We start from the raw sequence: 21426 nt of genomic DNA, 5'->3' as shown, positions 1-21426 counted from the left end.
ACAAGGAAATATCACAACTTTACCCACATAAGCAACGTTCTATTCTAAGCCTTTCTTAAACCCTTAAAACCTGGGGTGTTTTCTAAAAGGAATATCTGGATGGGAAATGGTCAAAAACTAAATAAAATGGATACCAAAATTGGACCAAAATCAAAACAAAAAAAAAATGTAATTTCTAAATTGGGGTTCTTATACCACATTTTCATCGAAAACCGTATACCCAGATTCTATTCAGAAAACATGGAGAACAGACTATGCAATAACGAAATATCATTGACTAGAACCGAGTTAAGCTCAATAGAAAATAATGGCATATATACCATGTCTAATGTACCTGATTATTTGGCTTTGCTCATAGAACCTGAAGAGCAAGGGTTTAAAAGTAAAATGGTTCGCCAATACCAAGGATATTTAGTGTATTTAAAAGATATCGATGACAGCAAAGCCTATCTTGCGCAACAGCTGAGCAAAAGAAATATAAAGAATTTATTTGCGAAACAGCGAAAATTAGAGGGGAGCAATAATATTTCCTATACCTTTCATTACGGCGATATTACTAAAGAGCATTACGATTTTCTTTTATCTGAATTTTATGACATGCTGGAAAAAAGGTTTCTGGAAAAAAAAATGTACAATAACAACTTGTTGCATTGGAAATATTATTACGATTTGGTCTATCCCATGATCCTGGAAAAAAGGGCATCCTTATTTGTTATTTATGACGGGAAAAAGCCTATTACACTGACCTTAAATTTTCATTTAAAAGATATCGTATTCAGTTATATTCAAACTTATGATATAGACTATTCCAATTACAACATGGGGGATATCAGTATGTTGAAGCATATTGAATGGTGTAAAAAAAATGATTTTTCCATTTTTGACTTGGCCATGGGACAAACAGATTATAAATTAAAATGGTGTAATCATATTTACAATTATGAACATCATTTGTTTTATAACTCTCAATCTTTATTTACAAGGATAAAAGCCCTCATATTATTAAACGAATTACGATTAAGACAATACCTAAGGGATAAGGATATAATTGGCAAGAGATTTCAGATGGACAAATTTTTGTTCAAAAGACGGGTTAAACAATTATCCAATTTCAATTGGCATGAATCCTAACATCCAACACGGATTTGAGCATTTTACGCAATTATAAAATTATATTATAGAACTCGATAGGGTAATGAATAATTATAAAAAGACCAATCTAAACTTCTTAACTGTTTTTTTGGAGAATAGGGACTTAAATTATTTCTATTCCAGAATTACAAATATACTTTCTGGTCAAGTTGAGTTCCTAAATGGGTCTTCTACTATATCCGACCCTAAAAATATTCTACTTATAAGTGATGTTCCTGGGTACCTAAACACCGAATTAAGCAAGGGTTCATGTTGGCATTTAAAAAAAATAGATACTTTTAAAGGAAGCTTAATCAACCTGAAAAACTATAAGGACGATAGCGATTATCTATTAAAAACATTTAGCAGCAGCAGGAGATCCAAATTTAGAACATATCAGAAACGTCTTGAGCATTGTTTCAATATTACCTACAAATCCTATTATGGAGAAATAGACATTGATGAATATGAGAGCCTGTTCAATCAATTTCTTGAATTAATTAATCGTAGGTTTGACCAAAAACAGGCCGTAAATGATGACTTGGTGAGATGGAAGGTATACCGCGAGATCGCCTACCCGTTAATTTTAAAAAAGGAAGCCTGTTTATTTGTCATTTACGACGGAGATAAACCAATCAGTATTAGCTTTAACCCTATCCATGGAAAAACCATATTTGGGTATATACGCGCCTATGATATTGATTACGGAAAATTTTATATAGGTTTTACGGACATTATTGTTCAACTTAAATGGTGCTATGATAACAATTTTACCGTGTTTGATCTCTTAAAAGGGGAGTACGAATATAAATCACAATGGACAGATACAGAATACTACTTTGAAAAACACGTATTATATAATTCATCCTTCATTATACCACACTTAAAGGCGAAAGTGCTTATATTAAAAATTAAGACAATATACCAATTGGTGAATATATTGAAGAAATGGAATTTGCACATCTTAAAAGGGCAAATTATTTCGAAGTTTAGAAGACTTACCAAATATTCAAAAAAAATAAACATTGAGTATAAAGTAACCTTAGATAACAATCCAAAGCTACCCATCTCCTCTGAGGTTGAGAAGATTGAGATCTCCGATCCTAAAATAGCTCATGTTAAAATGTACATAAACAATTTTTTATATCAAAATCAGGAATATATTGATCATATAACCGTGTTTAGCATATTGAATTCTCCGAATACTTATTTAATAAAAGGTTTGAAAAATATTCAAAAAATTATAGTAAACTAATTAAATGCCATCAAGATGAATGCCTCAAAACCCTCTAATAAAATAGAACATCAGCATTTTTTTGAGCTCTTCTTGGCCAAGAGAGATTTGGCGCCTTATTATGTTTCGGTACGTAATTTATTTTCTGAAAAGATTATTTACCACAAGAGTATTGGAAATGAAAACTACTTTAATAATAAAACGATTATCATAAAAGATATTCCAGATTATTTGGAAGTAGAAATACCATATGAACAAGAGGGTCTAAAAATAAAAAAAGTAAGTACCTATCAGGGGTATTCAATTGATTTAAAAGCGTATAACAACCTTAACGATTACTTGTCCGAAAACTTTGGAAAAGCGAGTAGATCTAAGTTAAGACGTTACCAAAATAGATTGGAAAATTGTTTTAACATCTCCTATAAAATGCACTATGGGGAAATTTCAGAAGCGGAATTTACTTTTATTTTTAGCGAATTAAAAGGTATGCTTGAAAAACGTTTTACCCAAAAAAAAGAAGAAAATTATGAACTTCAAAATTGGGAAAAATATCAAAAGTCAATATTCCCTTTAATTAATGACAAAAAGGCTTCAATATTTATAATCTACAGTGATAACAAACCTATTGATATCAGTGTCAACTTAATTTTTGACAAAATCGTTTATTCCAGCATCAGCAGTTATGATATCAATTATGCTGCATTTAGTATTGGCTCAATAGATATGGTAAAACTAATAGAATGGTGTATTAATAACAAATTTGAAACAGTAGATCTCCTTAAAGGATATTACTATTATAAGCAAAAATGGATTAATAAAATCTACGAATATCAAATTCATTTTATTTACGACGCTACTTCATTTCCTTCGGTATGTTATGCCAATTATAAAGCAATGTCCACCAAATACTTCTATACTTTATTTCGACTATTTAAAAAATGGAAATTTGATGAGTTTTACCATAATCAAAAGAGAAAATTTTATAAATCGGATTTAAATGAGAACGAAATTGACCAACAAACTATTTCTAGGCCTATTCCCAGTGGCGAAATCCCCCCTTCTAATGAATTGAATGAAATAGCTTTGGACGATTATAAATATAATTATATCAAGAAAGTTCTATACGATTTTTTATATATGAGCCACGAATCAATAAATACGGTTAAAATATTAGAACGCAAGAAGACCCCTAATACTTTTATTTTTGCCGGAAAAACCAATAATATTGAGGTTGTCCTTAATGGCCGAACTTTAAATAGTAAATAACATTCATGAGGAGAAAAGAAATCGACTTATTTGTAGATTTGTTCGAAAAAGAAAATGGCATTCCAGAAATCTATGCGGGAGTGGAATTTGTTCAGAAAAACAAAATGGCAGAATCCCAAATCACCAGCAAAAGCTTTTTCTCTTTTTACTCCATTAAATTTGTTCCCGACTATTTACTGTTCCCTTTAGCTGTTGAATCTCTTTTTTATTCAAAGAAATTATATCAGGTAAAAGGCTATTCTGCTAGATTGGATGATGTTTCCGATATTGCAAGTTATGTCAAAAGTCAATTCCGATCCAATGCCAAAACTATCAATAGGTATGTAAACCGACTTGAGTCCTGTTTTGACATAGACTACAAAATGTACTATGGCCAAATTAACAAGGATACCTATAATTTTTTAATGGATTCACTATATGACATGATGCTAAAGAGGTTCAATCAACTTCAAATACCAAATGAAAGTGAGGCCAAATGGGAACATACCCGCAAAACCATCGATGCTTTGATTCATAAAAAAAGGGCGTCCTTATTTGTAATATACGATGGTTTAAAACCGATAGAGATTTCCATAAATTATCATTTCAGAAGTATTCTTTTTAGTTCTATATCTTCCTATGATATTGACTATTCCAAATTCGGACTTGGCCACGTTGAAATTTATAAACAAATAGAATGGTGCTTGGCAAATGATTACAAAGTATTTGAAATGGGCAGAGGAGATTTAGATTACAAACGTCGTTGGAGCAATCAAATATATAATTTCGAGCATCATATTATATATAAAAAAGATTCTGTTTATGGCAGATTATGGAGCTTAAAGGAAGAGTATATAAACCAACTTAAATTATATCTAAAATCGAAAAATATAGATTTAATTTATAAGAACCTTAAAGGTAAGTTGACTACTGAATCGGGTTTGACTACCAAGGCCTTGGAATATAATGTAGAAACGTTAAATACCGAACCTTCCATAGACAACCTCCCAATTATAGATATTCACCTTGAGGCTAATGCGTTTCTAAAAAAATATGTTTACGACTTCCTTTATACCAATACGGAACATTTATCACAAGTTAACGTTTTTAATTTGGAACGCGAACAGGCCTATATCATTAAAGGCAATAAAACAAGTGTAAAAATTTCAGAGCAAAACTAAAATATTTACAATTTCATTTATGGCAAGCTATAATTCCTTAGACTTTTATTTTGACCTTTTTGAGAGAGGAAAATTTCCACCAGTTGTAGATGATGTTTATTATTCCTGTGACAATAGTGAGATGATTAGACCCAATAATAGTCATTCCCTTACTAACTCGGATGTGAATGGGTGGTTTTACTTAAACAACGTACCGGATTATCTTAATCTTACCCTTAAACCAGATTACAAATCCAAAACATTTCAAATAGCACAAGGGTTCATTGCTGATTTAACAGGATATTCAGATATATCAAATTATTTAAGAAATAATTTAAGACCTAGGCTAAGAACTGCAGTCAAAAGCAACATAAGGCGCTTAGAACTTTGCTTCAACATAACTTATCATGTTTATTATGGCGAAATAAGTCAAGAACAATATGATTCTTTAATGAATAACTTATATAAGTTTATCCTAAGAAGGTTTGATGAACTCAAGGAAGAAAATGAAAGAATTAACGAATGGGAGCGTTTTTACAATCTATTTCTTCCTTTAATCAGAGATAAAAAAGCCTCCCTCTTTGTTATTTACGATGATGGTGTACCCATAAATATTTCGCTAAACTATCATTACGACAAGGTTTTATTTTATGCCATACCCGGATTCGACATTGATTATTCAAAATTTGGATTAGGACATATCATGTTGTACAAACAAATTGAATGGTGTATTGAGAATAATTACAAGCATTTTGATATGAGTATGGGTGATCTGGATTATAAAAGACAGTGGTGTACAAATGAATATTATTTGGAACGACATTTAATATTCCAACCCAAATCCATACCTCAGGCAATAGGGGTGCTTAAGGAAGAATATATTGCAAAACTCAAGGTGTATTTACAATCCAAGAATATTCATTTGGTGTATCATAGCTTGATTAAGCTATTCAATGGAACACAGGAGATATCCGAAAAGGAAATAAATACCGAATTGAGAGCGACCAAAGCATATACAACACTATTAGAAATTGTTGATTTGGAAAACTATGCTCAGTATAAAATTGACTTTAAAAACAAAAAATACTCCTTTCTTCTAAGGCAATTATACGATTATTTATTTACCCAACAATTACCTATCGATTCCATAACCGTTTACGAAATTAAACCACATGAGGATTATATTATTCAGACTCCCCAACTTTGCTCAAGGTTGTACTATCAAGCAACCGAAGCTAGCAGACAATAATTTCTTATAACATAAAATCATTTATTTTTTAGAAACATCGGTATAATTCTAAAGCTTAAAATTTGACCGTTGGAAAGGAAAAATGCATTGGATTACATTATAATTATTTGACAGCTAAGCAAATAGTAGTTAATCGATTATTTAATTAATATTCCATTAGAATTCTTAAATTTAAATAGTTCTAAATCCTAATAATTAGAAAATGAATATTTTAAACGATATTTTAAATCAAAGCACACCTATTGAATCCTTGGAATCAATAGACTATAAATCTTTAAAAAACGACTATATAAACAATAAAAAACCTGTTGTAATTAAGGGTTTTGCCAAAAACTGGGGAGCCACAAAAAAATGGGATTTAGACTATTTATTAGCCCTTGACGATGACAAAGATATTTCCCTTCTTTCCGGAAATTTTACTCAAGAAGACAATCGTTATAAAAAGTCGACCTTCAGAGATTATATCCTAAAGTTGAAGGATGCCGAGTTAAATGAAAAAACTGTGGATGATTATTTGACCACTATGGACATTTTCAATTATTTTCCAGGTTTGAATGGGGATGCCGATTTTTCCATTTTTGAAAAATGCACCGCTGTAAATGACGTAACAGCCTGGATAGGCCCCAAGGGTACTATCTCAGGATTTCATAATGATACCGGTAAAAATTTATATGCCCAGATAAAAGGCAAGAAAATGTTCATACTTTCTTCAACCAAGTTTAATAAAAATTTATACCCAAGTAATAAGTACATCAATGGAGCAGTTGCAAGCCAAGTGGACATCAATAATTTTACATCTGAAAAATTTCCAAATTTCTTGGGTGCCGAATTTAAGAGTGTTGTTTTGGAACCAGGAGATGTCCTTTATGTCCCGTCCAAATGGTGGCATTATGTTCAATCACTTGAAACCTCTATAAGTATTAGCAATTTCGGCTATAGTAATAACGAATTATATACTTTAAGGGCTGTAAATTTTTTACACAGGCGCGGTCTTTATAAATCCAAGAATTGTTTTTGTTGTAAGAAATAATTCATTAGGGCCTAGTTTATAAAACTATAAGAGATGTACCTCTGTAATATGATAAAGAAGATTTTCGATAAGTTACCGCCACATATAAAAATTAGTTATCCTGACAAGTGGTTTGTAAACCCCTACATTAAAGGTGAACAATGATGTCTTTAAAATCTTCCAATCGTAAAATAAATTTGGCTTTGATGTAAATAATTTTTTCGTGGATTATTTTCGACATTTCAACCACATATTTATAAAAGGCTAAATTCTATTATAAACAAGGACCATGGAAACCATAAATAATAATATTTAATCCCGCAGAAAATCCAATCCCTATTTTATTTAGATTCATGAACAAAGTAAAGTTAGAACTTTTCTCGACCCTATTTGATAATCATACCATCCCGGATATTTATTCCAATATAAGTTATTCCGATAATCAATCAATTAAAAATTTAAATGCACATACCAATATAGGTAACATAGTTTATTCTGTAAATCTGGTACCAAGTTACATGAATATACATTTAGTTGACAACCAAGTGTTTAATGTAAAAAAAATCCCTCAATTCAATTGGGGTTATGCTATTTTTTTAAATACATATTCAGATGCCAGTGAGTATTTGAAAAGTAAATTTAATTCCAACTTTAGAACCAACCTCAATAGAAGTATAAGACGTTTGGAAACTTGTTTTGACGTCAATTACAAAATGTATCATGGCGAAATTATGTTTGAGGACTACGAAGTATTGATGGAATCATTGAGAATTATGTTGGTAAACAGATTTAGTGCGTTAAATGAATCAAATAATAATCTTCCAAAATGGAAAGATATTTGTGCGGAAACTTTTCCATTGCTCAATGAGAAAAAAGCATCCCTATTTGTTATATATGATGGTAACAAACCAATTGAAATATCCCTGAATTTTCATTTAGATAAAATTTTATTCAGTTCCATATCCTCTTATGACCTTGATTATTCCAAATTTGGACTAGGTCATATTGAAATTTATAAACAACTGGAATGGTGTTATTTAAACAATTATGAGGTGTTTGAAATGGGTGTTGGGGGAATGGATTATAAGCGCAGGTGGAGCAATAATATATACAATTTTGAGCATCATATTTATTACAATAATTCCTTATTTTCTACATGCTGTGCGCTATTTGAAATCTATAAAATTCAACTAAAAGAATATTTAAAGGGCAAAAAAATTCCAGAATATCTTCGACAGGCCAAATCAGCCATTAGTTCATATAGAAAGGTAGATGAGAAAGTATTAGAACCGGTAAAAATAGAACAGTTGGATGCCAAAACATCCTATGAAAACTTGGTTAGGATAGATATTCAAAGTGAGGCTTTTTCTCATATAAGGAAACACGTCTATGATTTCTTATACAGCAATCCTGAAAATATCGCGAATGTTGCGATATTTCAAATTGAAGACAATAACAGTTATATAGTGAAAGGATCTGATAATCAGATTAAAATAACTGTTTAAATAACCGCATTTTAATACTATAAACATGATTCTGAACAAAATTCCTTTAGAAAAATAAAATATAACCTACGATATTATGACATATATTTATCAAATCACCATTAATGCAATGCAATGAGTTTTTTAAAAATACCCAAGCTATACTAAAGGTTTACTTTGTAAGTACTTTTTGATTCTTTAAATACGTCAATAATTAGAGATGTGCTATATACAGCTGTAACTTCTTGTATACGATTATTAAAAAATGTGACTTTATTAGCCTTGTGTTTAATAGATTCAAAACTTAAATTACCGGAGTTCATCAAAATATTGCTCTGAATCAATCATTTTTTTTTCCATAATTTTTAAGGAATAATAGGAATGGGAAAGTAGGGTGTAAATAAAAAGAGCCACTCCTAACATTTCAAATAGCTCTTCTATCGTATAGAGCATGCAATATATGAAATTATCTCCACCATTCTTTTCAAAATGCCATCCACTGAATGATTCTATCACGATCGCACCGGAAATGAAAATAAATCCTGAAAATATAAATAATAGAAGAGTTTTTTTTGGAAGTCTTTTTAAGAAATTAAAATAAAAAACACCTAAAATAATTAAGCCTATTCCATAAGGAATAACCCAGGCATAATATAGCAACCCAGAAACAGGTACGACATTTTTGGTTATAGTTATTAACCGTTCATGCAATTCCATCATTTCGTCAATTGCCAAAAAAACAAATATAAAGCTTAATCCTAACCAAGGCCTATAATTACCTCCTTCGTGTCTATATTTTATCCCTTGCAATAGCAATAATATTGAAGACAAAAATAGTGTTAGAGACGAATAGAGTGTGGGAATATTAAGTTCACTATTAAAGTCAAATAATCTTACCAAACCACGCACATAAGCTTGATTTTCACCAAAGTATTCTATGGGATAACCTAATTTTAATGTAATAACAATAATGTTAGCAATCAACAAACAAGAAATTATACTTAGTAAAATTCTAAAAACTTGCAGCGGTCTTAAGGTAATGGACATAAAACAATATTATAGCCTTTCAGTAAACTAATTCCTTTCATCAAAGACAAACTTAAGTCTTTAAATTATTTGCCTTTGACCTCAATGCAAAAAAAGAGAACTCTTTCAATATTAAAACTTTCAAATTGTCCCCGTTAATCCCACTCTAAAATCGTAGACAATATAATCTAACCAAGCATTTAAAATAGAATATCAATTTCTATATATATGCATTTTATTCACAATAAATCGGACCACTTTATGTGTAAAAATACACCTACTTTATAATTTTTTTTTAGAAAGGAATGCAATCCCATAATATGTTCTGTTTCAAATTATTTTTAGGAAACAACAAAAAATGTCCATTGCTAATGCAATGGACATTTTTAATATAAATTTTCTTAATGTTTAAAACGCTACCACCTCAAACTCCGACCTTCTGTTTAGTTTGTGTTTGGATTCAGGACAGTAGGTAATATTGTCACAATCGTTCACCAATTGTGTCTCCCCAAAACCTTCGCCAGTCAATCTAGAAGCATCTATTCCCTTCTTTCCTATTAGATAGTCCAAGGTTTGTTTCACTCTTTTTTCCGATAGCCACTGGTTATATTTCTCTGCCCCTCTTGAATCGGCATGTGAGCCTACTTTTAAGGTCAAAGCTGGATTTTCTTCCATTAACACGGCCAACTTGTCCAACAATTCCTTATATGGCTTGCTCAAGTAAGAAGAATTGAGACTGAAGTAAACATTACCGAGATCCTTGATTTTATGCTCCAAATCTGTCCTTTTCTTGTTCTCTGCATCCTTTCTAGCCTGCTCTTCTGCCGCCAAGCGTGCCTTCTCCTTTTCCTGGGCCAAACGCTCTGCCATAAGTCTAGCCTCTTCCTCTGCCTTTTTGGCGGCAGCAATAGAATCGGAAACCCTTTGGTTTTCCTCGATCAGCGCCAACTTCTCCAGTCCTTTTTTAGACAATTCCTTTTCAATTCCAAACCTGTATACTACTCCAGCGGAATGTTGCAACTGTTTGGTGGATCCTTCCTCAATTCCCCATTTACCCATGGTATTAAAGTTTAAGCCCCACTTATCATTGAACCAGGTATTAAATCCAAAACCAGCATTGGCAGTTGTCCTGCCTACAGATCCAATATCACTATATCCGGCACCAATCTGAAGAAATGGATCGAACCAACCAGTTTCACCGATGATTTTATTAAGATCATAACTGATCATACCATCAATGGCGTAATAATCCCTCTCAACAGTATTGATCGCTCCGTCAACCTTCTTACCAACATCATATTTGTTGTACGAACCAACAGCCTTTATGCCAAGGCCATTTTTAAAAAATCTACCTATACTGATGGAGGATGGATAAGGAAGTGCATGCCAAGTTTCCTTAATATTTAGAAAATCACCACCAAAGGGTGTAGCCGAATCGTCAACAATATTGTAGCCCAACCCTAAGACCCACGAACTGCTAACAACACTGTCCTTGGCAGTTAATTGTAGTTCCTGTGCACTACTAAAATTAAAGGGAATAAGGCATAAAAAAGTAATAGCAAACGCGTAGGTTTTCATAATATTATAAATTTGGGATTCTTTGAAATCTTTGCCCAAAGCTATGGCAATGTTAAATAGGAGCCATTATTATTCTATTAAGTGCTGTAAAATTCGATAAGCCGTTTCCTACAAAACCTGTTTTTGAAAATTCCGATTTCAATTAATTTTTCATCCAAGAAAAAGGTATCTTATCGGATATAATACGCCCATTCTATGGGCTGAAGAGGTAATTAAGGAATAGTTGGCGAAATTTCGTCCAATAAAAATATTAGTGTTCCAATTTTCAATTTATAACTTTGAAGGATTGTAAGATTTGAATACTTATTGAAAACTAATTTCTTTATGGGTAACTGGCATCTTATAAATATAAATTGGTGTGGTAGCGACATTAAGGTTTTCTTTTTTGGTAGTGATCCGCTCCTTTAAACCCATGGTTATTTTTTCTGGGGATTCTTCAATAACGACCAATTTCAATCTCCCCTCCCCCAATCCTGTTCCTGCACAATACACCAACAAAAGTTCTTCGGTAAAATCTACCTCCGGAATTGGAAGTCCTGGTTTTCTGGTTTTATTGATTTGAAGAAATAAATTCTTCAATGTCTTAGGGTCCCTGACAACTTGAAATTCTAGCTGTTCAACCCCTGAATAATTATCCCCCAACACTAATTGAAGATTCCTTGAATCCTGTTCAGAACTATCGTCCATAGTACCAGATACAGCTTTTTGACCTACACAGGCAGTTCCAAATAGACATATTATAAGTAGCAATAATCGCATTAATTCTGCTGTAAACTTTCGTGCCTTGCCAAAAAGGCCTTTTCATATATCGCTTCATAAAGTGGCAATACCTTTAAAATATCAAAATCCATGGCAGCTTTTGCCGCATTGGATTTAAATGTTTCCAAGTTTTCATCATCACTTAATATTTTAAGTGCATTTTCGGCCATCTCATTTACATTTCCTACATCGCTCAGATAACCTGTTATGCCCTGTCTGTTGACTTCGGGAATTCCTCCCGTATTACTGGAAATAACCGCTACCCTATTGATCATAGCCTCCAAAGCGGCCAATCCAAAGCTCTCGGTCTCCGATGGCAACAGAAACAAATCGGAAAAACATAGTATCCTGTCTATTTCATTGCTATTTCCCAAAAAGATTACCTTATTGGTTAAACCAAGCTCCTCACACAAACGTTCAGCACCTTCCTTTTCCGGTCCCTCCCCTACCATAATCAACTTGGCGGGTATTTGTTTTTGAATCTTATTGAAAATATGAATTACATCAGGAATGCGCTTAACCTTTCTAAAATTACTGATGTGAGTAATAATTTTTTCATCCTCCGATGCCATAAGCGAACGCTGACAGTCGGTAAAGTGCATGCTGTATTTCCGTTTATCTATAAAATTTGGAATAACCTCAATATCCTTTTTTATATCGAACAATTCCAGAGTACTCTCCTTCAAATTTTGAGAAACTGAAGTAACAACATCGGATTGATTAATACTGAAATTAACTGCCGGTCTATAAAATGGATGCTTGCCCACCAAAGTAATATCCGTGCCGTGTAAGGTTGTAACCATGGGAATATAAATTCCATCCTCCTCCAACATCTTCTTGGCCATATACCCAGCATAGGCATGAGGTATGGCATAATGAACATGTAGCAACTCAATGCCGAATAATTTTATAGTATCTACCAATTTACTGGAAAGGGCCAGCTCATAAGGTTGGTAGTGAAACAAAGGATATTCCGGTACATGTACTTCATGAAAGTATATCTTATTGCTCAACAACTCCAAACGCACAGGTTGGCGGTAGGTTATAAAATGTATTTCATGACCCCTATTGGCCAGAGCAATTCCCAATTCCGTCGCCACCACGCCGCTACCTCCAAAAGTAGGATAACATACTATAGCTATTTTCATCTGTTTATTTTTATTACATTTTAGAGGTGTATGACATATTAAAACCTCACGGGTCCCATAATTTTTGGTATCCAAAAAAATGTTAGTCGAACGAATATGGTTAAAATATCAGAATGCTGTAAGCAAAATGATAATTCCCCCCATAAGCCCCTGTTTATATTTTTACAAATTAAGGATTTAATTTATTATGGCTTCATAAATGGCCTTCTGTATCCGCGTTCTTAACCCAGATTTAACTAAAAGGGTATTGGAAGCCGAGGGGTAAGTTCTATTGGATAAAAATACATAGACCAAATCCTTATCAGGGTCGGCCCAAGTGTAGGTTCCTGTAAATCCGCTATGCCCAAAACTTTTTCTGGAAACCAAACTGCAGGCTGGTCCCCCACCATGTACTTCAGGTTTGTCGAAACCTATACCGCGTCGCACATTTTGATCACAGAAATAGCACGTATTAAATTTTTTCACCGTTCTGGCCTCTAAAAACTGTTGTCCGCCATAGAATCCATTTTGCAGATACATCTGCATAATTTTAGCTACATCATTCGCATTACTAAAAAGTCCGGCATGACCACCTACTCCACCCTGCATAGCCGCACCCATGTCATGCACATACCCTTGTACGGTCTGGTACCGATAATAATTATCTTCCTCCGAGGGCACTATATCGCCCTTTAAAAACTTATCCAATGGATTAAATCCGGTATGTGTAGCTCCAATGGGTTTGTATAGAAACTCCTCAGCCAGGCTGTCCAAGCGCTCTTTGTAGGTATCCTCTATGTACTTTTTCATTACATAATACGCGATATCGCTATAACGATATCTATTGGATTTAAGGTGCTGTCTACCAATCCTATTATAGATGGAATCCTTATAAACATCCGATATGTACAATTGATCGGCCACCTTGAGTGAAAACCCATTGGATAATTGATTTCTATAAAACTCAGGGGATGGCTTTCTTTTATCATCCAAAGTGTTTATATAAAAGGCAATCCAGGCCGGTAATCTGCCATAATGTGAAAGAGCCTTTAAGACAGTGACATTTTTAAGTTCGGATTTGGAGTAGTCAGGTATTAGTTCCTCAAAGGTATTATCCAGCGCAATTTTACCCTCCTCTTCCATCTTCATTACCATGGGCAAGGTTGCCAAGATCTTGGTGATGGATGCCAAATCATAAATATGATCGGGCGTTATTTTTTCCTCTGATTGATAAGTTGGCTTTCCAAAACCTTTGTTATACACCACCTTTCCTTTTCGGGCTACAACAATTTGGGCTCCAGGGAACATTAAAGAGTCCAAACCATTCTTTACCATTTCATCCACTCTAGCCAATTTGGCCGAACTCATACCCACCCTTTCGGGTAGACTATATCCCAAACGCAATAAGGACTCCACGGGAATAGAGGTATTTACAGGAAATTCTTGATGGGAGGTGACTGGTAAAATACCTTTGGCCGGAATGGCCCCAAAAATCACCTGGGCCGTTTTTTCCTGGGCTATTTTACTATTTTGGTATCCTATAACCACTGCGTCGATACTGTCAAAAGACGGCACCTCCAACAGGGCATAAGGTTTTGCAAATACGGCAAGGATTAAGTTGGAAGTACGCTCCTTGGCGATTTCCCCTAACCAGGAAAGTTCATTTTTTGTAAATTTATAGGGTTTCCAAGGACTTTCATTGCTCTTGTGCAACCCTATGATCACCAAATTATAATCGCTTAATTTTTGCTTAAGCGTGCTTATGTCTTTCCCGTTAATTTGTGTTACGGTAGCATATTTGTTCAATTCATTTAAAAATGGGTCACTGTCAGCATCCCCGAACTTGACATAGGCAATTTTCTTGTTTTCCAACTTCTTGATCGCCATCAAGGAAAAATCATTCTTTACGACTGTTATAGCACTCTCAATAGCCTCCTCGTAAATAACATCATCCTCCAAAGAATTTAAATCCTTATAGAGATTTTTAGTGTCTATAGGTTTATAGTTATTTAGACCCACCTTATATTTTGCCATCAATATCTTCTTAACGGAAGTTGATAGCCTACTTTCAGAAATTCTACCTTTATTATAAGCCTCCAAAAGTTTGGCTTTGGCCTTTACAACATCCAAGGGCATTAAGAGAATATCATTCCCGGCCAAAAATGCGGAAAGCTCTACTTCTCCTTCCTTGGCAAAATTGGACACCCCCTTCATATTAAGTGCATCTGTGAACACCAATCCCTTGAAATTTAATTGCTCTTGCAATACATCTCCAATAATCTGTTCGGACAAGGATGATGGATAACCCTCTTTTATTTCTAGGCTTGGCACACTTAAATGTGCCACCATAACACTGCTTAAGCCCTCTTTAATCAATTGTTTATAGGGATATAGTTCAATACTATCCAAACGTTCCCTGGTAAAATCGATTACCGGCAGCGCTTTATGGGAATCTACAGCAGTATCGCCATGCCCTGGAAAATGTTTTCCACTGGATAAAACTCCAGCACTCTCCATTCCCTTCATAAAAGCAATCCCCTTTTGGGCCACATTTTCACGGTCCTCGCCAAAAGAACGATTACCGATTATTGGATTCTGCGGATTGATATTGATGTCTATATCGGGCGCAAAGTTAATGTGCACACCTAATCTATTGGCATGCTTGCCTATTTGATTTCCTACTTTTTCTACTATGGCATTATCCTTTATAGCCCCTAAGGTCATATTCCAAGGGAATGCATAGGTAGAATCCAATCTCATAGCCAGACCCCACTCGGCGTCCATGCCGATCATCAGGGGAACCTTGGAATTTCTTTGAAAATCATTTGTCAGTTGTGCCTGTCGTACAGGTCCACCTGTGGAGAAAATAACCCCGCCAATATGATGTTCCTTAATTAGTTTTTTAGTTTTTTCCGTACTCGCTTTATCCTGATCAGAGGTAACCATAATCATAAACAACTGTCCCAATCTTTCATCCAAGGACATTTGATTATAAGTAGCATCTACCCAGCTCTGTTGTGACAAAGCATCCTTGGTAACCAAAGGATTTATTTGACCTTGAACTGTATAAATTGAAATAAATAATATTAAGACTACGAGATTTATGCGCATAAAAAAATCCATCCTTGATGGTAACTTACAATTAATTGAATTATTGTACTTGTTCAAAGGCAACCTATACCCTGGGTTAAGCTGCATTCTCGGCCGGCGTGTCTTACATAAAACGGGCATGCCAACTTTCCTCTGCCGGCACTTCCCAATGATTTAGGTATTCGTGCTTGTTGGTTACCAAGTTGTTAAAGACAATAGTATTTTTGGAAACCGCTTTTTGTTTGGCCATTTTTTTGAAGTCGACCAAAGATTTGTAAGCAACAAATTCGCCCTGTTTATAAGAAACGTTCATTTTGTCCAAAAGCTCCATATTGTATTTCTTCTCCAACCCCTGTATGAAATGTACCGAGGCATCAATGGAGCAACCGGAAGCCGCATTAAGAGATTGGTCCAGTGCAAGAACAATAAACCTGTTATACCTTATTTCATAACCAGCGCGTAAATCGCTTCCATGGGCGGTCCAATCCGCTATAAAGGCATCCAATTCCTTCCTTAGTTGTTGCAACTCTTCCTCAGAAAAACTTCTACTGGCTTGAAAGATCCAAACTCTAGATTCATCCGGCAATGTGTTAAATTCTACGAGCATTTATTAAATTTTTAATGTTCACCCAAACGTTGATTTTCTAAATTGGTTTAATTCATCGTTTGATTCTATTCCACCTGGTTTTAATCTTGGTTTTTCTAAAGTCTGGTTATTTATTTTTATTCTGATAAGGTCAAAATCTTCATTTTGACACTAATCCTTTAATTATCTTGTATCCTATAATTATCTTGGTTGTGAAAAATTTATAAATCCTCGGCCATAGCGATCAACTCGGCAATATCCATCACCGCTACAGACGATTCTTTTTCTTTATTCTTCACCCCATCAGTCAACATTGTATTACAAAAAGGACAGCCTGCAGCTATAATATCCGGTTGTGTTTCCAAGGCCTGTTCCGTTCGTTCCACATTGATATCCTTCTTTCCTTTTTCCGGTTCCTTGAACATTTGTGCACCTCCGGCACCACAACACAGACCGCGTTTTTTACAATTCTTCATTTCTACCAACTCGGCATCCAACTTTCGAATCAAATCACGTGGCGCTTCATACACATTGTTGGCCCTTCCCAAATAACACGGGTCATGAAAAGTAATTTTCTTGCCTTTAAATTGTCCGCCTTCCACACTGATTCGCCCTTCTTCCAATAGTTGTTTAAGGAATTGGGTATGATGTACCACTTCATAATTTCCTCCAAGGCCTGGATATTCATTTTTTAGGGTATTGAAACAATGGGGACAAGCCGTTACAACTTTCTTTACCTCATAGGCATTTAAAACCTCTATGTTGGTAACTGCCTGCATCTGAAACAAAAATTCATTACCTGCCCTTTTAGCCGGATCGCCTGTACAGCTCTCTTCGGTTCCCAAAACAGCAAAACTCACATTCGCCTTATTCAAAATCTTTACAAAGGCTTTCGTTATTTTTTTGGCCCTATCATCAAAACTTCCAGCACACCCCACCCAAAATAAAACTTCTGGTTGTTGGCCTGCTGCAAAAAGTTCTGCCATTGTGGGCACTTTCAATTCATTTTCCATTTTAGCGGTAATTACTTTATGATTCCTTGGACCAGTTAAGCCTATCCATTTGGTTGAATGGCCAAGGTGCCCCATTATTTTCTATATTTCCCATCATATTATTCAAATCCGATGGTGCTGCAGATTGTTCCATTACCAAATATTGACGCATGTCCATAATGATCGACAAAGGGTCTATACTCACGGGACAAGCCTCAACACAAGCATTACATGAGGTACATGCCCAAAGCTCCTCATGGGAAATATAATCTCCCAACAGCTGTTTGCCGTCTGGCACAAACTCTCCTTTATTGGTATCAATATTCTTGCCAACCTCTTCCAACCTATCCCTGGTATCCATCATAATTTTCCGAGGGGATAATTTTTTACCGGTCAGGTTAGCCGGGCATTCACTGGTACACCGCCCACATTCCGTACAGGTATAGGCGTTCAACAATTGCACCCATTTAAGGTCCATAACATCCGACGCTCCAAATTTTTCAGGTATAGGTGCATTCTCATCCGGTGCAGCAAAGGGATCCGCACTTGGATCCATCATTAACCTCACTTCCTTGGTCACCGCTTCCAAATTCTCGAACTGTCCTTTTGGCTTCAACTTCCCAAAATAAGTATTCGGAAAAGCCAACAGAATATGTAAATGTTTGGAATAATATAGATAATTCAAAAACAATAGAATACCCACAATGTGCAACCACCATGCCGATCGTTCAATCATTATTATGACCGACATGGACATCTCTTGGAACAGGGGGGCAATAAACTGGCTTACAGGAAACGCTCCTGCCTTGGTATAATGTGCCGCATCCATTTGCTGCAATTGATAATCCGCGGCATTCATTGTCAAAAAAAGCACCATTAGGACCAATTCTATATAAAGAATTAGATTTCCATCCTTTTTTGGCCAACCGCTCATCTCAGGATTCAAGAATCTCCTCAATTTTATTACGTTCCTGCGAATCCAAAAAATAACTACCGCTATAATAACCAATAAGGCAAGAATTTCAAAAGAACCTATTAAAAAACTGTAGAATCCCCCGAAAAATGAGAAAATCCTATGGGTACCAAACAGACCATCGATAATAATCTCCAATACCTCAATATTAATAATGATAAAGCCAAGATAAACTATGATATGAAGAATTCCAGGAATAGGACGTACTACCATTTTTGTCTGTCCTAGGGCTATCCTAAACATATTATTCCACCGTTGCGATTTATTATCGCTGGTGTCAACCTCTTTGCCCAGTTTAATGTTTCTGGATAGTTTTTTTACGTTTCTTGCAAAAAAACCTATTCCAGCAAAAAGTATAATTGCAAAAATAATATTAGGAATATAATCCATAATGTAATTCTCTATTTTTCGGCCGGGTCTTCTTCAGGAAGGGCGTAATCTATTTGCTTTTTACCAAAAACTGAAACATTTACATAACGTTTTGGATTTAGACGAAAATCTTGTAATAGTAAATCCAATTCCCTGGAGGCATTGGTGAGATTGTTGTAAAACGCTTTGTCATTTACCAATTTCCCCAAAGAGCCTTCGCCCCCTTCAATTTTGGCCATCATATCATTAATGTTGCCCATAGTGGATTGTAAATTTTTTATAGTCCCACCCAAACCGGCATTGACAAGTGTATCGGATAACTTGTTAAAATTCTCTGTAATAACACTTAAGTTGGTAAGGGATTTGTTCAGGTTATCTTGATTGTCCGCCAAAAGACTATTTAGAGAATTGGCACTGCCCTGAAAACTTTTCACCAATATGTTTAGACCCGCTATACTTTCCCTCAGGTCCTTTTTTGTTTTAGGATCCAAAATATCATTTACATTCATTAATAAGGAATCGGCATTGGTAACTGCTCCTTCTACTTTAGCCTGCAAAGGGGTTAAACGTTGTTGGACCAATTCTGTAAGTCCCGGTCTCGAACTTGATGGTAATGTGTCCCCGGATTTGGCCATTACGGCCCCATCAAATACGGGTTTGATCTGGATTCCTTTGCCACCTATAATTCCTGTGTCATATAATTCCGCATTACTATTTTTGGAAAAAGAGAAACTATTATCAACAGTAAAGGTTACCAATAGATTTCCTGAGGCATCATTAAACCTAATATCATTTACTTTCCCAACGGAGAATCCGTTTATAGTAACCTGTGTACCGGACTGTAATCCTCCAACATTACTGTATACCGCATAGAAGGTTTTGCTATTATCGAATAGTGGTGTAGATTTTAAATAACTAAAACCAAGTATAAACAAAAGGATACCCCCTAAGACTACAATACCAGTTTTTATTTCCCTAGATATTTTCAAAAGATTTTATTTTCAGTTGCTAACAAAATTAGAAATAATTTTTAGAAGAGTGACTATTATTCCGATACGTATTTAAGAGCCTCCGTTTCCGAGATGCGTACCCCATCTTTATAGGCTACTATATAAGAGGTGGTATATCCTTTGGCATCGGCATTGCTCTTGAGAAGTGTTGCCTGAAAATGGGATTCCGTATTACCATACATATAACGATATAAATTGTTATAAGGTTCTTTGGAAAGGGTATTAAGTCCTTTAAAGTTCTCAGAATGCAATGGAATATTTTTAGAGCTAGCAAAAATTTGCACCTTAAAAATAATATTTTCAGATTTTTTGGTCGATTTTTCCACAACTGGGGGCTGCTCTTTCTTAATGGGCTCCTTAACCAACTCCTTGGTAGAATTATCTGTTTCATTCTTCACCACAAGTACGGTTTTTGGAATATTCTTGACCGGTTTCTGTTCCAAAACAAGTTGTTCAGATTTCTTGTCCTTTGCCCCTGCCTCCTTCGCAATTGTTTTTTCTTTAGCTTCTTCCCGCTTTGGTTCCGAATTAGCTGGGGAATCGTTTAGGGCCAGCTGATCGGTGCTTGATATCATATCGCCCTTATAGGCTAAAATAGCATCGGCTATGGCCTTACCCATTTCATTATGCCCTTTTTGCGAATTTAAATAGGCACCTTCGTCCTTATTGGTCAAAAATCCTGTTTCCACCAAAACACTGGGCATAAAAGTCTGGTGAAGCACAATAAAACCAGCTTGCTTAACCTTTCTGTCGGTTCTCTTTAACTTGTTTGAAAAATTGTCCTGCATCAATTTTGCAAGATTAATACTTTGATCCAAAAACTCTTCCTGCATTATAGTAAGACCGATTATAGATTCCGGAGAGTTTATGTCGTATGCCGCATATCTACTCTCATAATTATCTTCCAGATAAATTACCGAGTTTTCCTTCTTTGCTATTTCAAAGTTCTGTTTATTGGCGTGAAGTCCCAAAACAAAAGTACCTGCTCCATGGGCATCGGAACTATGTGAATCACAATGTACCGAAACAAATAAATCAGCATTGGCCTTATTGGCAATTTCCCCCCTGAGGTATAGATCAACAAACGTATCGTCCTTTCTGGTATAAATAACCTTAATATTGGGATTCTTCTCCAAAATCTCGCCCACTTTTAGCACAATCCTTAATGCTATATTTTTTTCCAAATATCCGTTGCCCAGGTTGCCAGGGTCATGGCCACCGTGTCCGGCATCCAATACAACGACAAATTTTCCGTCATTGTCATCGGCTTTGATATTTTTGCCAAAAGAAGTCAGAAAAAATGTTAAAATTATAAATGGAATAATATAAAACGGTTTCATATTCATATCACTAGAGATAATTTGATCTTTTAATTAGGTTAAATTTATCGCAATACCCTACAGG

The 21426-nt window shown here is 34.9% G+C and carries 17 protein-coding genes; 7 read left to right on the top strand and 10 right to left on the bottom strand.

Going from position 1 to position 21426, the window contains the following annotated elements:
- Positions 1–126: 126 nt before the first annotated feature.
- From H4O18_RS07620 to H4O18_RS07590, 7 genes are all read left to right on the top strand, one after another.
- Positions 127–1131, top strand: a complete 1005-nt coding sequence (locus H4O18_RS07620) for a GNAT family N-acetyltransferase (RefSeq protein ID WP_187583047.1) — start codon at positions 127–129, stop codon at positions 1129–1131.
- Between the two features lie 64 nt (positions 1132–1195).
- The gene (locus H4O18_RS07615; protein ID WP_187583045.1) at positions 1196–2386 is read left to right on the top strand and encodes a GNAT family N-acetyltransferase; all 1191 of its coding nucleotides are present in this window, start codon (positions 1196–1198) and stop codon (positions 2384–2386) included.
- Between the two features lie 15 nt (positions 2387–2401).
- A complete protein-coding gene (locus H4O18_RS07610; RefSeq protein ID WP_187583043.1) occupies positions 2402–3631 on the top strand; it encodes a GNAT family N-acetyltransferase in 1230 nt (409 codons plus the stop codon).
- Between the two features lie 5 nt (positions 3632–3636).
- The gene (locus tag H4O18_RS07605; RefSeq protein ID WP_187583041.1) at positions 3637–4791 is read left to right on the top strand and encodes a GNAT family N-acetyltransferase; all 1155 of its coding nucleotides are present in this window, start codon (positions 3637–3639) and stop codon (positions 4789–4791) included.
- A 19-nt stretch (positions 4792–4810) separates the two neighbouring features.
- On the top strand, positions 4811–6019 hold the full coding sequence (locus H4O18_RS07600) for a GNAT family N-acetyltransferase (RefSeq protein WP_187583039.1): 1209 nt from the start codon (positions 4811–4813) through the stop codon (positions 6017–6019).
- Positions 6020–6221: 202 nt separating this feature from the next.
- A complete protein-coding gene (locus H4O18_RS07595; protein WP_187583037.1) occupies positions 6222–7049 on the top strand; it encodes a cupin-like domain-containing protein in 828 nt (275 codons plus the stop codon).
- Between the two features lie 332 nt (positions 7050–7381).
- Positions 7382–8533: a GNAT family N-acetyltransferase gene (locus H4O18_RS07590; RefSeq protein WP_187583035.1), complete on the top strand. Its 1152-nt coding sequence runs from the start codon at positions 7382–7384 to the stop codon at positions 8531–8533.
- Positions 8534–8821: 288 nt separating this feature from the next.
- Here the strand turns inward: H4O18_RS07590 and H4O18_RS07585 are convergent, their stop codons facing one another.
- From H4O18_RS07585 to H4O18_RS07540, 10 genes are all read right to left on the bottom strand, one after another.
- Positions 8822–9559, bottom strand: a complete 738-nt coding sequence (locus H4O18_RS07585) for a hypothetical protein (RefSeq protein ID WP_187583033.1) — start codon at positions 9557–9559, stop codon at positions 8822–8824.
- Positions 9560–9946: 387 nt separating this feature from the next.
- Complete coding sequence (locus tag H4O18_RS07580; protein ID WP_187583030.1) at positions 9947–11116, bottom strand: OmpA family protein; 1170 nt, start codon at positions 11114–11116, stop codon at positions 9947–9949.
- 303 nt (positions 11117–11419) lie between these two features.
- A complete protein-coding gene (locus tag H4O18_RS07575) occupies positions 11420–11875 on the bottom strand; it encodes a hypothetical protein (protein ID WP_187583028.1) in 456 nt (151 codons plus the stop codon).
- Complete coding sequence (bshA, locus tag H4O18_RS07570) at positions 11875–13023, bottom strand: N-acetyl-alpha-D-glucosaminyl L-malate synthase BshA (RefSeq protein WP_187583026.1); 1149 nt, start codon at positions 13021–13023, stop codon at positions 11875–11877. Before bshA ends, H4O18_RS07575 begins: the two co-directional genes overlap by 1 nt.
- A 177-nt stretch (positions 13024–13200) precedes the next feature.
- On the bottom strand, positions 13201–16113 hold the full coding sequence (locus H4O18_RS07565) for a serine hydrolase domain-containing protein (protein ID WP_187583024.1): 2913 nt from the start codon (positions 16111–16113) through the stop codon (positions 13201–13203).
- A gap of 103 nt (positions 16114–16216) precedes the next feature.
- A complete protein-coding gene (locus tag H4O18_RS07560) occupies positions 16217–16699 on the bottom strand; it encodes an ABC transporter ATPase (RefSeq protein WP_187583022.1) in 483 nt (160 codons plus the stop codon).
- A 200-nt stretch (positions 16700–16899) separates the two neighbouring features.
- Positions 16900–17691 (bottom strand): (Fe-S)-binding protein, encoded by a 792-nt coding sequence (locus H4O18_RS07555; protein WP_187583020.1) that lies wholly within the window; start codon positions 17689–17691, stop codon positions 16900–16902.
- A 16-nt stretch (positions 17692–17707) separates the two neighbouring features.
- Complete coding sequence (locus H4O18_RS07550; RefSeq protein ID WP_187583018.1) at positions 17708–19033, bottom strand: 4Fe-4S dicluster domain-containing protein; 1326 nt, start codon at positions 19031–19033, stop codon at positions 17708–17710.
- An 11-nt stretch (positions 19034–19044) separates the two neighbouring features.
- Complete coding sequence (locus H4O18_RS07545; protein ID WP_187583016.1) at positions 19045–20001, bottom strand: MlaD family protein; 957 nt, start codon at positions 19999–20001, stop codon at positions 19045–19047.
- Between the two features lie 56 nt (positions 20002–20057).
- Positions 20058–21368: an N-acetylmuramoyl-L-alanine amidase family protein gene (locus tag H4O18_RS07540; RefSeq protein ID WP_187583014.1), complete on the bottom strand. Its 1311-nt coding sequence runs from the start codon at positions 21366–21368 to the stop codon at positions 20058–20060.
- Between the last annotated feature and the right edge of the window lie 58 nt (positions 21369–21426).

It is taken from the genome of Arenibacter arenosicollis (assembly GCF_014397245.1).
Taxonomy (GTDB): domain Bacteria; phylum Bacteroidota; class Bacteroidia; order Flavobacteriales; family Flavobacteriaceae; genus Arenibacter; species Arenibacter arenosicollis.
Note: the sequence above shows the minus strand (reverse complement) of the source record. Positions and strands in the feature narration are given on the sequence as shown.